The organism is Kitasatospora purpeofusca (assembly GCF_000718025.1).
Taxonomy (GTDB): domain Bacteria; phylum Actinomycetota; class Actinomycetes; order Streptomycetales; family Streptomycetaceae; genus Kitasatospora; species Kitasatospora purpeofusca.
The window spans coordinates 1-15,165 of record NZ_JODS01000007.1 but is presented as its reverse complement, the minus strand read 5'-3'; the positions used below and the strand labels follow the sequence as shown (position 1 = coordinate 15,165).

The window sequence follows — 15,165 nt, the reverse complement described above, 5'->3', positions numbered from 1 at the left end:
CCGGGCCCGACTAAGCTTGCCGACCATGGCGGCCACTGCAGACCACAGCACCACCGGGGGCACCACTCCCGCGTACTACGTCACCACCCCGATCTACTACGTCAACGATCGCCCCCACCTGGGCCACGCGTACACCACCGTGGCGGGCGACGTACTGACCCGCTGGCACCGCCAGCGCGGCGAGCGGGTGTGGTACCTGACCGGCACCGACGAGCACGGTCAGAAGATCCTGCGCACCGCGGAGGCCAACGGCGTCACCCCGCAGGAGTGGTGCGACAAGCTGGTGGAGGAGGCCTGGAAGCCGCTCTGGCAGCACCTGGAGATCGCCAACGACGACTTCATCCGCACCACCCAGGAGCGGCACACCGCCCGGGTGCAGGAGTTCGTCCAGGACCTGTTCGACAAGGGCGAGATCTACAAGGGCGGCTACTCCGGCCCGTACTGCGTCGGCTGCGAGGAGTACAAGCTCCCCGCCGAGCTGCTCGACGGTGCCACCGAGGGCGAGAAGCTCTGCCCGATCCACAAGAAGCCGGTCGAGTGGCTGGAGGAGGAGAACTACTTCTTCCGCCTCTCCGCGTACGGCCCGAAGCTGCTGGAGTTCTACGCCGAGAACCCCGGCTTCATCGCCCCCGAGACGGCCCGCAACGAGGTGCTGCGCTTCGTCGAGCAGGGCCTGCAGGACCTCTCCATCTCCCGCTCCACCTTCGACTGGGGCGTCCCGCTGCCCTGGGACGACAAGCACGTCCTGTACGTGTGGGTGGACGCGCTGCAGAACTACATCACCGCGGCCGGCTACGGCGCCGACCCGGAGCGCTTCGCCGAGCTGTGGCCGGCCTCGGTGCACCTGGTCGGCAAGGACATCCTGCGCTTCCACGCGGTGATCTGGCCCGCGATGCTGATGGCCGCGGGGCTGCCGCTGCCGAAGCGGGTCGTCGCCAACGGCTGGCTGATGGTCGGCGGCGAGAAGATGTCCAAGTCCAACCTGACCGGCATCTCGCCCACCGACCTGACCTCGCACTTCGGCGTGGACGCCTACCGCTACTACTTCCTGCGGGCGATCCCGTTCGGCACCGACGGCTCGTTCTCCTGGGAGGACTTCACCGCCCGGTACACCTCCGAGCTGGCGAACGACTTCGGCAACCTCGCCTCCCGGGTGGCGGCGATGGTCGGCAAGTACTTCGACGGGGCCCTCCCGGCCGCGCCCGCCCACGGCGACGCCGAGCAGGCCGTCGCGGACGGGCTCGCGGCGGCGGTCGCGACCGCCGACCGGAAGATCGGCGAGGAGCTGGACTTCGCCGGCGGCCTCGCGGCGATCTTCGAGTTCGTCAAGCAGGTCAACGGCTACCTCACCGAGCAGGAGCCGTGGAAGGTCGCCAAGGACGACTCGGCCGAGGGCCGGGACCGGCTGGCCACCATCCTCTACACCGCGGCCGAGTCGCTGCGGGCCACCGCGGTGCTGCTCAACCCCGTCATGCCGGCCACCGCCGAGAAGCTCTGGGACTCGCTGGGCGCCGCCGAGGGCCTCGGCGCGCTCGCGGAGCAGACCGTCGCGCAGGCGGCGCAGTGGGGCCTGCTGCCGGTCGGCGCCACCGTCACCAAGGGCGACATCCTGTTCCCGCGCCTCGAGGAGAAGCCGGCCGCCTAGGGCTTGTCCCTGGGGCCGGAGGAGGACGACCGATGCCGAAGAAGGACGACGAGCGGTCCACCCCGCCGCCGCTGCCGGCTCCGCTGGCGGTGGCGGTGGCGGACTCGCACACCCATCTGGACATGCAGTCCGGCACCCCCGAGGAGGGCCTCGCCAAGGCCGCCTCGGTCGGGGTGGCCACCGTCGTCCAGGTCGGCTGCGACGTGCCGGGCTCGCGCTGGGCCGCCGAACTGGCGGCCCGGTTCGAGCAGGTGCACGCCGCCGTCGCCCTGCACCCCAACGAGGCGCCGCGGATCTTCCTCGGCGACCCCGACGGGTGGTCCGGGCAGCGGCGCGAGCCCGGCGGGCAGGCCGCGCTCGACGCGGCGCTGGCCGAGATCGACGCGCTCGCGGCGCTGCCGCAGGTCCGCGCGGTCGGCGAGACCGGCCTCGACTACTTCCGCACCGGGCCGGAGGGCGTGGAGATCCAGAAGGAGTCGTTCCGCCGCCACATCGCGATGGCCAAGCGGCACGGCAAGGCCCTGGTGATCCACGACCGGGACGCCCACGAGGACGTCGTCGCGGTCCTGCTGGAGGAGGGCGCGCCCGAGCGGACCGTCTTCCACTGCTACTCCGGCGACGCGGAGATGGCCAAGGTCTGCGCCGAGCACGGCTGGTACCTCTCCTTCGCCGGCCCGGTCACCTTCAAGGCCAACCAGCCGCTGCGGGACGCCCTCGCGGTCACCCCGCTGGACCGGGTCCTGGTCGAGACCGACGCCCCCTTCCTCACCCCGCACCCCTACCGCGGCCGCCCCAACGCGCCGTACCTGATCCCGGTCACGGTGCGGTCGATGGCGGACACCCTGGGCCTGCACGAGGACGCGCTCGCCACGGCGATCGCGGAGAACACGGCGCGGGCGTTCGGGTACTGATCCGTTCGAACGCGGCCCCGGGTGCCGGCGACCGGCCCCGGGCCGGTCGCCGAGCGGTGAGGGGGCGGGGCGCCCGTATCCTTGGCGGGTGAGCACCACCGACCCCACCTCTGACAGCCACCTGCTCGGCGCCGCGGACATCCGGGCGCTGGCGGAAGCGTTCGGCGTTCGGCCGACCAAGCAGCGCGGGCAGAACTTCGTCATCGACGGCAACACCGTACGGCGGATCGTCCGGGCCGCGGAGGTGACCGGCGAGGACACGGTGGTCGAGGTCGGGCCCGGGCTCGGGTCGCTGACCCTCGCGCTGCTGGAGGTCGCCCGGCACGTCACCGCGGTCGAGATCGACCCGGTGCTGGCCCGCCACCTGCCGGACACCGTGGCCGCCCGGATGCCCGGCAAGGCCGACTCCTTCGACCTGGTGTTCAGCGACGCCATGCTGGTCACCGAGCTGCCCGGTCCGGCGCCGACCGCGCTGGTCGCCAACCTGCCGTACAACGTGGCCGTGCCGGTGCTGCTGCACATGCTCGCCACCTTCCCCAGCATCGAGCGGACCCTGGTCATGGTGCAGAGCGAGGTCGCCGACCGGCTCGCCGCCAAGCCGGGCAACAAGGTCTACGGCGTCCCCTCGGTCAAGGCCAACTGGTACGCCGAGGTGAAGCGGGCCGGTGCGATCGGCCGCAACGTCTTCTGGCCCGCCCCCAACGTGGACTCCGGGCTGGTCTCGCTGGTCCGCCACGACCCGCCGAGCACCACCGCGAGCCGCGAGGAGGTGTTCGCGGTCGTCGACGCCGCGTTCGCCCAGCGCCGCAAGACCCTGCGGGCCGCGCTGGCCGGCTGGGCCGGCTCCGCCGCCGGGGCCGAGCAGGCGCTCGCCGCCGCCGGGATCGACCACAAGCTGCGCGGCGAGATGCTCACCGTCGAGCAGTTCGCCGCCATCGCCGAACACAAGCCGGAGTAAGGGTTTCCCAGTGACCGTCACGGTACGCGTGCCCGCCAAGGTCAACGTCCAGCTCGGGGTCGGCGGACTGCGCGCCGACGGCTTCCACGACCTGGCCAACGTCTTCTTCGCGGTCGCCCTCGGCGACGAGGTGACCGCGACGGCCGGCGAACCCGGTGCGGGCGTCACCCTCAGCTGCACCGGGCCGGACGCCGACGCCGTGCCGCTGGACGACAGCAACCTCGCCGCCCGCGCCGCCCGACTGCTCGCCGCCCACCACGGCCTCGCCGCGACCGACGTCCACCTGCACATCGCCAAGGCCATCCCGGTGGCCGGCGGCATGGCCGGCGGCAGCGCGGACGGCGCGGCCGCGCTGGTCGCCTGCGACGCCCTGTGGAAGCTGGGCACGCCCGCCGAGGTGCTGCTGGAGCTCGCCGCCGAACTCGGCTCGGACGTGCCGTTCGCCCTGGTCGGCGGCGTCGCCCTGGGCCGCGGCCGGGGCGAGATCCTGGAGCCGCTGCCCGTCGCCGGCACTTACCACTGGGTCTTCGCCGTCGCCGACGGCGGCCTGTCGACGCCCGCGGTCTTCCGCGAGTGCGACCGCCTGCGCGAGGAGGCCGGCACCGGCTCCGCCGAAACCGAGGTGGCCACCCCCGACGCCGAGCCCGCGCTGCTCGTGGCCCTCGCCGACGGCGACGCCGTCGCCCTGGCCGCCGCGCTGACCAACGACCTCCAGCCGGCCGCCCTGTCGCTGCGCCCCGCCCTCGCCGCCACCCTGCGGGCGGGCACCGAGGCCGGCGCGATCGGCGCCCTGGTCTCCGGCTCCGGGCCGACCTGCGCCTTCCTGGCCAAGGACGCCGACGCCGCCGAGGCCGTCGCGGCCGCGCTGCGGGCCTCCGGCAGCTGCCGGGCCGCGCACGCCACCCACGGGCCGGTGCCGGGCGCAGCGGTGACCGCGGGGGAGTAGCGGGGGAGCGGAACGGCAGCGGGGCGGCGGCGGGGCAGCGGCAGTCGTCGGCTCTCGGGCGGGAGGGGAGCCGGGGCGGGCCCACTAGGCTGGGGAGGATCCGGACCTCCGCCCGAGCCCGGACCGTCGAACCCAGGAGCGCAGCACACGTGGCCGTCAATCTCGCCACCATCGAGTCCGTCACGAAGGTGTACGGCACCCGGGCCCTTCTGGACGGGGTCAGCCTCGGCGTCAGCGAGGGGGACCGGATCGGCGTCGTCGGACGCAACGGGGACGGCAAGACCACCCTGATCCGGATGCTCGCCAAGCTGGAGGAGCCGGACGGCGGGCGGATCACCCACGTCGGCGGGGTGGAGATGGCCGTCCTCACCCAGCACGACTCGCTGGACCCCGAGGCCACCATCCGGCACGAGGTCATCGCCGGCCGTGCCGACCACGAGTGGCTCGGCGACTCCCGCATCCGCGACATCATCGAGGGCCTCTTCGGCGGCCTCGACCTGCCCGGCTTCCCCGACGGCCTGGACACCGTCATCGGCCCGCTCTCCGGTGGTGAGCGCCGCCGGATCGCCCTCGCCAAGCTGCTGCTGGGCTCGCCCGACCTGATCGTGCTCGACGAGCCCACCAACCACCTCGACGTCGAGGGCATCGCCTGGCTCGCCCAGCACCTCCAGAACCGGCGCTCCGCGCTCGTCTGCGTCACCCACGACCGCTGGTTCCTGGACCAGGTCTGCACCCGGATGTGGGACGTCCAGCACGGCTCGGTGCACGAGTACGAGGGCGGCTACTCCGACTACGTCTTCGCGCGCGCCGAGCGCTCCCGGATCGAGGCCACCGAGGAGCAGAAGCGCCAGAACCTGGCCCGCAAGGAGCTCGCCTGGCTGCGCCGCGGCGCCCCGGCCCGCACCTCCAAGCCGCGCTACCGCATCGAGGCGGCCAACGCGCTCATCGCCGACGTCCCCGAGCCGCGCGACAAGAGCGAGCTGATGAAGTTCGCCAACGCGCGCCTGGGCAGGACCGTCTTCGAGGTCGAGAACATCACGGTCAAGGCCGGCCCGAAGCTGCTGCTGGAGGACGTCACCTGGCAGCTCGGCCCCGGCGAGCGGATCGGCCTGCTCGGCGTCAACGGCGCCGGCAAGACCTCGCTTCTGCGGGCGCTGCGCGACGCGTACACCTCGGAGGGCGACATCCAGCCCGCCTCCGGCGTGGTCAAGGTCGGCAAGACGGTGCGGCTGGCGTACCTCTCCCAGGAGGTCGCCGAGCTGGAGCCGACCACCCGGGTGCTGCAGGCCGTCGAGCAGGTCCGCTCCCGGGTCGACCTCGGCAAGGGCCGGGAGATGAGCGCCGGCCAGCTGTGCGAGCAGTTCGGCTTCGGCAAGGACAAGCAGTGGACGCCGGTCGGCGACCTGTCCGGCGGCGAGCGGCGCCGGCTCCAGCTGCTCCGGCTGCTGATGGACGAGCCCAATGTGCTCTTCCTCGACGAGCCCACCAACGACCTCGACATCGAGACGCTGAACCAGCTGGAGGACCTCCTCGACGGCTGGCCCGGTTCGATGATCGTCATCAGCCACGACCGCTTCTTCATCGAGCGGACCACCGACGTGACGTACGCGCTGCTCGGTGACCGGCGGATGCGGATGCTGCCGAACGGTGTCGACGAGTACCTGCAGCGTCGGGCCGCGATGGCGGCCGCCGCCGCTGCCGCCGCTTCGGCCGCCGCCTCGGTGGCGTCCGGCGCGACCGGAGCCGCCGCGGGCGGCGCGGAGGACTCGGCGCCCGCCCTGTCGGGCGGCGACCTGCGGGCGGCGAAGAAGGAGCTGCAGAAGCTGGAGCGCCAGATCGCCAAGCTGGACCAGAAGGAGTCCAAGCTGCACTCCCAGCTCGCCGAGCACGCCGCCGACTTCTCCAAGGTCGCCGAGCTGGACAGCCAGCTGCGGGCGGTCCGGGAGGAGAAGGAGGAGCTGGAGATGACCTGGCTGGAGCTGGCCGAGCAGGTCTGACCGGGGTCGGCTCCCGGGGGGCTCGGGCTCCCGAGGGCTCGGGGTCGCGGGGGTCGCGGGGTCGGGGCCGGTCGGCTCAGTGGGGCGGGCGGCCGGCGAGCAGGGTGTCCAGCTCGTCCGCCGCCCGGCCCAGCGCGCTGCGCGACGGGTCGTGCGGCCGGGTCGGCCGCGCCGCCGCCCCGGTCGGCGGCCGGTGCGCGCGCGCCGCCGCCGTCAGCTCGTCCAGCGCCCGGCCGACCCGCTCCACCTCCGCCCGCTCCGGCACCCGCCCGCCGTAACGGCGCTGCGCCGCGAACGCCGCCACCGCACCGCTCAGCCGCTCCAGCGCGGTTGTCGCGGGCAGCCACTCGGCCGCCAGCCGGCCCGTCGGCGGCGGCTCGGCCAGGCCCCGCTCCACCTCCGCGCGGGCATCCGCGAGCGCCCGGTAGGCCGTCCGCCGCAGCCACACCTCGGACCGGGGCTCCGGCCCGTCCTGCCGCACCACCGAGGCCAGGTAGGCCTTCAGCGCGGCCGCCGCGGACACCAGCCGCGGCTCGATCCGGTGCCGCGGCCGTTCCGGCCAGAGCAGATGGCCGAACAGCAGCACGATCGTGCTGGCCAGCACGGTGTCCAGCACCCGGGGCCGGAACTCGGCCGCACCGTCCTGCCCGCCCAGTTGCAGCAGGACCAGCGCCATCGGCGTCATCACCACGGTGTTCAGCCCGTAGTGCGCCGCCGTCGCGTACGGCAGCAGGGCCACGCAGAGCGCGGCGATCGCGACCAGCGCCCACGGGCCGGGAGCCAGCGACAGCACCGCCGCCGTCACCGCCACCCCCAGCACCGTCCCCACCGCACGGCTCACCGAACGCAGGAACACCGAGCCGAGGTCCGGCTTCAGGACGAAGGCGATCGTCATCGGCACCCAGTAGCTCCGGCTCAGCGGCAGCGCGGCCGTCAGCGCCGCCCCCACCGCGATGCACAGTGCCAGCCGCGCCCCGTACCGGGCCGCCCCCGGCGAGACCAGGCGCACCCGCAGCCGCCACGGGTCCGGTGGGGGCGCGGGAGCCGTGCCCAGCGCGGCCTCCCGGCCCGCGACCGTCGCCGCGGCCGCGCGCAGTGCCGCGTCCAGGGCCTGCCGGGACGGCGTGTCCGGCGCCCAGTCCGGCACCGGCACCTCGCCGGCGCTGTGTTCCGCCCCGCTGCCGCCTTCCACCGCGCGGGCCAGCAGGCCCGGCACGGCGGCCACCTCGGGCGGCACCGGCCGCAGGGCCCAGAGCAGGCCGGTGGCCGCCTCGGTGGCGGCGAGAGCGGCCCGGTACATCGTGTGGACGCGGTGGGCGGTGGCGCCGGGCGAGGTCCCGGGGTGGCGGGGAAGGGGCGGGAGCACGTCCTGGAGCTGGTTCAGCCGGGCGGTCAGCACCTGGCGGGAGGCCGACCCCCGCGGAGTCCCGAGATCGGCGAGCATCCGCCCCAGCGCGTCGTACACGGCGGCGAGCGCGCGCACGGCCGGGTCGGCACCGGGAGTCCGGCGGCCGCGCAGCGGCACACCGAGCAGCAGCACCAGCACCGCACCCGCCGGCAGCACCGCCGCGGCCGCCCACCACGGGTGCGGCAGCGGCATACCGCTCCCGAGCGCGGCCGAGACGAGCAGCAGCAGCCCCGCCGCCGAACCGCGCGGGCCCGTCGCACTCAGCGCGCCGGAGACGAACGCCGTCACGGTCAGCCCGGCGCCCAGGCCGAGCGCGCCGACCTGGGCGTGCTGGAGCGCGCTGCCGATCAGCATGCCGAGCGCCGAGGCCGGCACGGCGGTGGCGATCCGGCGGGCCCGCAGCCGGACCGGCTCGACGCGGTCGTTCATGGTCGCGTGCATCGCACCCAGCCCGGCGAACACCCCGAGGTCCACCCGGTGCGCCAGCAGCCCGGCGGCCAGCGCCAGCGCCATGGCGAGCGCGGCCCGGGCCATCGGCGCCCACGGCAGCGGCGGCCGGGCCGGACGGGCGGCCCGGGCCCACCAGGGGGTGGCGGGGTTCGGGGCGCTCGGGCTGTTCGGGGCGCTGGGGTCGACCGGGGTGCTGGTGGGCATGCGGGGCGTCCGATCCGCGGCGGGGCCGGGGCCCGGCGGGTGCGGGGCTGGGCGGCGGCCCGGGGCGCTGCTGTGCGACGCTGCGCGGCAGTGGAGGTCTCGTCCGGCGCGACCGGACCCGGCCAGTCTAACGGCGCCCACCGACCGGGCCGCCCGGCCCCCGCACGGGGTGCACGTGTCAAGTTCGTACCGATCGCGTTCAAGCGGAGCACGGGCCCTGCCGGTCCGACGGAGGCGGTGGCTACGATGATTGAGGCGCCGTCCGTCCCGATGGGCGGACGGTTCTGCCGGATCGACCCGATGGGCCTGACGGGCCCGATCGATCTGTGCGGCCGGTAGGACCGAGTAGTTGACGGTGTGTCGCGGTGCGGCGACCCGCAGGGGCCGCGCCGTGCACGGGGGAGAGGTGGATGCTGTGCCAGGCGAGGCTGGACCGGGAGGCGCGGGCTGGGCCGACGGCCCCGACGGTGAAGTGATGCCGTGGACGCTGAGCAACAGTTGGATCGGTCGCGTGGTCGGCCAGGTCCAGGTCGACGTCAGCGCCAACGCGCTGGTGGCGGCGTTCGGGTCCAAGGACGTCAAGATCGAGCTCGACACGCTCACCAACTTCAAGAAGAAGGTCGACGCGCTGCTGGCCTCGCTGGAGGGTTCGGAGGCGGCGCAGCACAAGATCAAGGAGCAGAAGCTGCACGCCGGGAACCTCGGCAGCGGCTTCCACGAGTCCGCCGACCTGATCGCCGCGTACGAGAAGACGCACGCGGCGATCGCGCAGCTCTCGAAGTCGTTCGCGGAGCAGATCGACAAGATGAGCAAGGCGGTCGCGCAGACGGCGGGGAGCTACGGCAACAACGAGGAGCACCAGACGGCGGCGGTCAAGGCGGTCGCGAAGAACGCGGACGGCGGCCCGGGCGGGCCGGCGGCGACCGGCAAGTACTGATGATCGGCGTGTGTGTTCGCTTCGTTGGAACGGGGAGCAACTGATGGCAGGTGGAACGAACTTCGAAGGGCTGGGACATCCCCAGCTCAAGCTGATGGTGGCCGGCAGCGATCCGTCCAAGGTGACCGGTCGTGGCAACCAGCTCAAGGCCGCCGGGCGCGTCCTGGACGAGCTCAGCAAGGCACTGGCCGCCCACGTGACGCAGATCCAGTGGGAGGGGCCGGCCGCCGAGAACTTCAAGTCGTGGGCCGGTGACCTGCACAAGTCGGCGTCCATGATCAGTGAGTACTCGAAGGGCGCGGGCGACGCCATGGTGCAGGCCGGCGAGGCCCTGAGCACCGCGAAGACCGGCGTGCCGGAGGTCCCGACCAAGGACCTCGACACGGTCAAGCGGCACTCCGAGCAGCCGTGCCTCAAGCCTTCGCCGTTGAGCATCGCAGGCTTCGGCAACCCGTCCGTCTCCACCGACGCGATCATGAAGAAGGAGGACCCGACCTGGGTCTCCTACACGGAGGCCGCGGCGGCGCAGAAGCGGGTGGACACCGCGCACCAGGAAGCCATCCACCAGATGGAGAAGCTGGGGCAGGCCTACGAGGCGGCGACGACCAAGCTGAACTCGCTCAAGATGCCGGATCTGCCGGGTCAGTCGGGTGGCGAGTCGCACAGCGGGGCGGAAGAGGTATCGGTCGGTGGTGGCGGCGGCGGACGTGCCGGCTCCGGCGGCACGGGCCGTACTCCGCGTGGCGGCTACACCGGCAGCAGCGGCTACAGCCCGCCCTCCGGCGGCGACCGGAGCGGCGGCGGTTCCGTGACGCCGCGTCCGCCGGTGCTGGTGACGCCCGGGCCGACCCCGCCGGGGAGCGTCACGCCGACGCCGCCGCGGCGCGGCACTCCGGTGCCGCTGCCGGGCGACCCGACCACGCCGGGACCGGTGCCGACGGGACCGACGCACCCCGGGGACCGTCCCGGTACCGGGCTCGACAGCCTGCCGACGGTACCTACGCTGCCCGGCCCGACCGGACCGGTGGGTCCCGGGGGCGGTCCCGCGCCCGTGTACCCGCAGGGCGGCGGTCCCGGGCACCCGGGTATGCCCGGTGGCGGCCCCGGTGGATTCCCGGGCGGGGGGCCGATCCCGTTCGGCGGGACCGGTCCGTTCACCGGTGGGACCGGTCCGCTGAAGAGCGGCGGAGGCCCGGTCCCCCCGAGCCGGACCGGCACTGTCGGGGGCAGTCTGCCGACGAAGAACGGCGGTCCGGGCGCGAGCAACGGCGGCACGGTCTTCGGGGCGCGCGAGGCCCAGGGCCGGTCCGGCGGGTCCGGTGGCGGCGGCTTCGGCGGTCCGGGTGGCGGGATGCACCAGGGCGGCGGCCACGGCGGTGGCGCGGTCGGTGGTTCGCGCGGTCGGGGTTACAGCTCGACCGGCGGCGGTGTGGTCGGCGGGGCGAAGGGGCCGGTGGCCGCCGGGGAGTTCACCCCGGGCGGCAGCGGCCTGCGCAACCGGGCCGCCGCGGCCGGTGCTGCGTCCGCCGAGGGCGCGGCGCGGCCGGGCCAGAACGGCATGATGGGCCCGGGCATGGCGGGCGGCGCGGGCGAGCGGCGCGAACGCGACCGTCGCAACCGGGCCGACTACCTGCACGAGGACGAGGAGACCTGGACCAGCGGTACTCCGAAGAGCAACCCGGGCGTGATTGAGTAGTCCGGAACAACTGCCCGGCCACTGGGACTCCCGGTGGCCGGGCAGTCCTGCGCGGGGCGCGGTTCTGGTTCGACGGGGAAAGTGACGAGGGAGCAGCGATGCGGCGGACGAACGTACGGGCGCGGGGCTTCGCCGCGGCGATGGTGGCGGCCGGGATCGTGGCCGGGCCGTTGGCGGGCCCGGCGGTCGCGGCGGATTCGATCCGCGAGCAGCAGTGGCACCTGGACACCATGAAGGCGCCGGACATGTGGAGGACCAGCAAGGGGCAGGGGGTTGTCGTCGCGGTCATCGACAGCGGCTTCCAGTTGAGCCACCCCGACCTTGCAGGACAGTTCCTCCCGGGGAAGGACCTCAGCGGCCTTCCGGGCGGCATCGAGGAGGACAAGAGCGGCCACGGCACCCAGATGGCCTCCGTCATCGCCGGTACCGGCAAGGGACTGGGTGGTCAGGGCGCATACGGGCTCGCGCCTTCGGTCAAACTGCTGCCGGTGAAGGTCAAGGACAACGGCAACACCGGGACCACGGTCAATACGTCGGAGTTCCTCGGCCAGATCAGCCAGGCCATCACCTTCGCGGCCGACCAGGGCGCGAAGGTCATCAGCATCTCGCAGGGAAGTGTCGCAGGAGAGGCCACGACCGCCGATGTGGAATCCCTCAAGGCCGCTGTGACCCACGCGAACAGCAAGGGCTCGCTGGTCGTCGCCAGCGTCGGGAACTCGGCGCAGAGCGGGAATCCGGTCCAGTATCCCGGTGCGATTCCCCTGGTGCTCGGTGTGGGGGCGGTCGACCGGAACGGCACAGTCACGGCGGAGTCGGAGCGAGGTCCGCAGGTGGATCTCGCAGCTCCGGGAATCGATATCTTCAGCGCTTGCGCCGCGTCCTCCGGCTATTGCAAGGGGCACGGCACATCGGATGCGACGGCGCTCGTCTCGGCCTCGGCCGCATTGGTGTGGGCGGCGCATCCGGAGTGGACCGCCAACCAGGTGGCGCGGGTTCTGCTCAATACGGCGGGCAAGGCGGACGACGGAGCCCAGCGGAACGACGCCATTGGATACGGCATCGTCCGCCCACGGGTGGCGCTGACGGAGCCGGGGGATCCGGGGCCGGCGGATGTGTACCCGATCCAGGAGCAGCCGGTCGGGCAGTCCGCGCCGAGTGGCTCGGCCGCTCCGTCGGCACCTGCCCCGACGCCCGTTGTGTCCCAGAGTCCGGCGGCACAGCCCGCGCCCACCCCGCCGCCCTCGGCTTCCGCCGCGCCGGCCGCGGAGCAGAAGGACGAGGGCTCGGCCCTGGTCCTGGTGGCCTCGGTGGCCGGGGGGCTGGTGCTGGTGGCCGCAGTACTTGTGGTGCTGCTGCTGCGGCGGCGGAGGGCGTAGGGGACGCCCACGCCCCCCGGCGAGCGGGCGGCGCCGGGGGGGCGTGGGGTGCCCGGTGGGGCGCGGGTGTCACCCGGGTGGGCGCTGTCGGGGGTGGGGCGGGGTCGCCAGGGTTGGGGGTATGGGTGCGACGGGGCAGATGCGGCGGGCCGCTGCGGCGGCGCTGATCGGTACGGCGATCGAGTTCTACGACTTCTTCATCTACGGGACGGCGGCGGCGCTCGTCTTCGGGGACGTGTTCTTTCCCGAACTGGGTACGGTGGGCGCGCTGTTGGCGGCGTTCTCGGTGTACGCGGTGGCGTTCCTGGCGCGGCCGCTGGGGGCGGTGGTGTTCGGGCACTTCGGGGACCGGCTGGGGCGGAAGACCACGCTGGTGGTGTCGCTGCTGCTGATGGGGCTGTCCACGGCGGTGGTGGGGGTGCTGCCGGGGTTCGCCGAGTGGGGGTGGTGGGCGCCGGTGGCGCTGGTGGTGCTGCGGGTGTGTCAGGGGTTGGGGCTGGGCGGGGAGTGGGGCGGTGCGGCGCTGCTGGTGGCGGAGAACGCGCCGGCCGGGCGGCGGGGGCGGTACGGGGCGTATCTGCAGTTGGGGCCGACGACCGGGTTCGTGCTGGCGAACGGGATCTTCCTGGTGCTGCAACTGTGGTTGGACGAGGCGGCGTTCAGGTCCTGGGGCTGGCGGGTGCCGTTCCTGGCGTCGCTGGGGTTGGTGGCGGTCGGGCTGTTCGTGCGGCTGCGGCTGGAGGAGACGCCGCTGTTCCGGGGCGAGGCGCGGACGGGCGTCGAGCGGGCGCCGGTGGTGGAGGTGCTGCGGGGGCACTGGCGGACGGTGCTGCTGGGCTGCGGCGCGATCACCGTGGGGTACGCGCTGTTCTACCTGACCACGACGTACTCGCTGGCGTACGCGACGACGGGGCTCGGGGTGCCGAGCACGGTGGTGCTGTCGATGCTGCTGGCCGGTGCGGTGGGGAAGGGTGTGACGGTCTGGCTGAGCGCGCGGCGCAGTGACAGCTGGGGGCGCCGGCGGACGCTGCAGGGGGCGACGGGCCTGGCGGTGGTGTGGTCGCTGCTGCTGTTCCCGTTGCTGGAGACGGAGCGGCGCGGGTTGATGTTCCTCTCGCTGGCGGGGGCGATGGTGGTACTGGGCTGCCTGCTGGGGCCGTTGGCGGCGTTCCTGCCGGAGCTGTTTCCGACCCGGGTGCGGTACACGGGGGCGGCGCTGACCTACAACCTGGGCGGGGTGGTGGGCGGGGCGACCACGCCGTTGATCGCGACCAGGCTGACCGGGACGTACGGGACCGCGGAGCCGGTGGGCTGGTACCTGGCGGGGTGCGGGGTGGTGGCGCTGCTGTGTCTGCGGCTGCTGCCGGAGACCAGTGGGAGCGACCTCTCGGCGGTGTCCGGGGCGGCCGTCCGGACCGCCGGGACCGATTTCCCATTCCGCCCCCCTGCCGTGTAATGTCTTCCTTGTTCGAGCGAGAGGGCGGAGCGGAAGCGAAGCCGAGGAGCTCGGACAGGCAACAGGCCCCTATAGCTCAGTCGGTAGAGCGTCTCCATGGTAAGGAGAAGGTCTGCGGTTCGATTCCGCATGGGGGCTCGGTCAGGACCCCCGCCGTCGAGGCGGGGGTCCTTTTCGTTGTGCTCGCCCGTTGGTGGCGGTGAGACGGTCTGGCAAGTCGGGTACGGAATGCGCTGTGATGGTGCGTCACCGGCCGCCCGCTCCCGTCGGGCGGGGCTGCGGCGGGACGCCGACCTGGAGGGGTCTCATGGGTGTTCGCCTCGTGGTGGTCGACGACCACCGGTTGTTGGCCGAGGCGCTGGCCACCGCGCTCCAGCTGCGGGGCCACCGGGTGCTCGCGGTGGGGTCGCCCGCCGCGTCGGCGGCCGATCTGGTGGCGGGGCGGCGTCCGGAGGTGTGCCTGCTGGGGGTGGCCGCGCCGGCCGACCCGGGGGCGTTCGAGGGCTTGCGCAGGATCCGCCGGGAACGGCCCGAGGTGGCCGTCATCGTGCTCGGTCCGGTGGGTGAACTCCGTGGTGTGGCGGGCGCGTTCGCGTCCGGCGCGGCCGGCTACGTGCCGAGCGACGAGCGGATCGAGGTGGTCGAGCGGGCGATCGCGCGGGCCCGGGCCGGTGAGGCGGCGGTCGCGGTGGAGGTGCTGCGGGGCGCGTTCGACCAGTTGCTGAGACCGGCGGCGGAGCCGGACGACGAGGCGGTCCGGCTGCTGCGGCTGCTCACCCGGCGCGAGGTGCAGGTGCTGGCGCGGATCGCGGACGGCGAGGACACCGCGGCGATCGCGGCGGGGATGCGGATCGCGGCGAGCACGGCCCGGACCCACGTCCAGCGGGTGCTGATGAAGCTCGGTGCGCGGACGAGGCTGGAGGCGGCGGCGGTGGCGGCGCGGACCGGCCTGCTGGACCGGATGGCGCGCGGTTGACGGACGGCCGTTCGGGTGGTCCGAGCACCCCCGGTGGGCAGGGAGAATGGGCCCCAGTCGTACGAACGTCCCCGATGGTCCGCCGACCGCGGACCATCGCCCGCTGGAGGTCGCATCATGAGTAAGTACCTGGTCACGGGTGGCGCCGGCTATGTCGGCAGTGTGGTCGCCGCCCACCTGCTGGAGGCGGGGCACCGGGTGACCG

The 15,165-nt window shown here is 73.9% G+C and carries 12 protein-coding genes and 1 tRNA gene; 12 read left to right on the top strand and 1 reads right to left on the bottom strand.

The window, feature by feature from the left end; translation table 11 throughout:
• Positions 1-25 precede the first annotated feature (25 nt).
• The 5 genes from metG to IF01_RS0112745 all read left to right on the top strand — a co-directional run bounded on the left by metG (position 26) and on the right by IF01_RS0112745 (position 6,457).
• A complete protein-coding gene (metG, locus tag IF01_RS0112765; protein ID WP_030393470.1) occupies positions 26-1,645 on the top strand; it encodes a methionine--tRNA ligase in 1,620 nt (539 codons plus the stop codon).
• A gap of 32 nt (positions 1,646-1,677) precedes the next feature.
• On the top strand, positions 1,678-2,556 hold the full coding sequence (locus IF01_RS0112760; protein WP_030393469.1) for a TatD family hydrolase: 879 nt from the start codon (positions 1,678-1,680) through the stop codon (positions 2,554-2,556).
• Positions 2,557-2,644: 88 nt separating this feature from the next.
• The gene (gene rsmA / locus IF01_RS0112755; protein ID WP_030393468.1) at positions 2,645-3,514 is read left to right on the top strand and encodes a 16S rRNA (adenine(1518)-N(6)/adenine(1519)-N(6))-dimethyltransferase RsmA; all 870 of its coding nucleotides are present in this window, start codon (positions 2,645-2,647) and stop codon (positions 3,512-3,514) included.
• A 10-nt stretch (positions 3,515-3,524) separates the two neighbouring features.
• Entirely contained in the window at positions 3,525-4,460 is a 936-nt protein-coding gene (locus IF01_RS0112750) for a 4-(cytidine 5'-diphospho)-2-C-methyl-D-erythritol kinase (RefSeq protein WP_030393467.1), read from the top strand.
• A 149-nt stretch (positions 4,461-4,609) separates the two neighbouring features.
• Positions 4,610-6,457, top strand: a complete 1,848-nt coding sequence (locus tag IF01_RS0112745) for an ABC-F family ATP-binding cassette domain-containing protein (protein ID WP_030393466.1) — start codon at positions 4,610-4,612, stop codon at positions 6,455-6,457.
• A 76-nt stretch (positions 6,458-6,533) separates the two neighbouring features.
• Here the strand turns inward: IF01_RS0112745 and IF01_RS0112740 are convergent, their stop codons facing one another.
• On the bottom strand, positions 6,534-8,519 hold the full coding sequence (locus tag IF01_RS0112740; protein WP_051755263.1) for an FUSC family protein: 1,986 nt from the start codon (positions 8,517-8,519) through the stop codon (positions 6,534-6,536).
• Between the two features lie 475 nt (positions 8,520-8,994).
• On the opposite strand from IF01_RS0112740, the gene IF01_RS43850 reads away from it, so the two are divergent.
• The 7 genes from IF01_RS43850 to IF01_RS49875 all read left to right on the top strand — a co-directional run.
• Entirely contained in the window at positions 8,995-9,456 is a 462-nt protein-coding gene (locus tag IF01_RS43850; protein ID WP_051740386.1) for a DUF2563 family protein, read from the top strand.
• Positions 9,457-9,499: 43 nt separating this feature from the next.
• Positions 9,500-11,152, top strand: coding sequence for a WXG100 family type VII secretion target (locus IF01_RS48205; protein WP_157855209.1), 1,653 nt, complete (start codon positions 9,500-9,502; stop codon positions 11,150-11,152).
• A gap of 98 nt (positions 11,153-11,250) precedes the next feature.
• Complete coding sequence (gene mycP / locus IF01_RS0112720; protein WP_030393463.1) at positions 11,251-12,528, top strand: type VII secretion-associated serine protease mycosin; 1,278 nt, start codon at positions 11,251-11,253, stop codon at positions 12,526-12,528.
• Between the two features lie 121 nt (positions 12,529-12,649).
• Positions 12,650-13,984 carry an MFS transporter gene (locus IF01_RS0112715; RefSeq protein WP_063764200.1) on the top strand — a complete coding sequence of 445 codons (1,335 nt, stop codon included), beginning with the start codon at positions 12,650-12,652 and terminating at the stop codon, positions 13,982-13,984.
• Positions 13,985-14,049: 65 nt separating this feature from the next.
• Positions 14,050-14,122 (top strand) — tRNA-Thr (locus IF01_RS0112710).
• 169 nt (positions 14,123-14,291) lie between these two features.
• The gene (locus IF01_RS0112705; protein ID WP_030393461.1) at positions 14,292-14,960 is read left to right on the top strand and encodes a response regulator transcription factor; all 669 of its coding nucleotides are present in this window, start codon (positions 14,292-14,294) and stop codon (positions 14,958-14,960) included.
• A gap of 117 nt (positions 14,961-15,077) precedes the next feature.
• The coding region (locus IF01_RS49875; protein WP_157855224.1) for an NAD-dependent epimerase/dehydratase family protein at positions 15,078-15,165 on the top strand (88 nt) is incomplete at its 3' end.

Bases quoted from the DNA above. Each gene is read 5' to 3' on its own strand.
- IF01_RS0112740 (WP_051755263.1), bottom strand. From the start codon at position 8,519: ATGCCCACCAGCACCCCGGTCGACCCCAGCGCCCCGAACAGCCCGAGC.
- metG (WP_030393470.1), top strand. From the start codon at position 26: ATGGCGGCCACTGCAGACCACAGCACCACCGGGGGCACCACTCCCGCG.
- mycP (WP_030393463.1), top strand. From the start codon at position 11,251: ATGCGGCGGACGAACGTACGGGCGCGGGGCTTCGCCGCGGCGATGGTG.
- IF01_RS43850 (WP_051740386.1), top strand. From the start codon at position 8,995: ATGCCGTGGACGCTGAGCAACAGTTGGATCGGTCGCGTGGTCGGCCAG.
- IF01_RS48205 (WP_157855209.1), top strand. From the start codon at position 9,500: ATGGCAGGTGGAACGAACTTCGAAGGGCTGGGACATCCCCAGCTCAAG.
- IF01_RS0112715 (WP_063764200.1), top strand. From the start codon at position 12,650: ATGGGTGCGACGGGGCAGATGCGGCGGGCCGCTGCGGCGGCGCTGATC.
- IF01_RS0112760 (WP_030393469.1), top strand. From the start codon at position 1,678: ATGCCGAAGAAGGACGACGAGCGGTCCACCCCGCCGCCGCTGCCGGCT.
- IF01_RS0112705 (WP_030393461.1), top strand. From the start codon at position 14,292: ATGGGTGTTCGCCTCGTGGTGGTCGACGACCACCGGTTGTTGGCCGAG.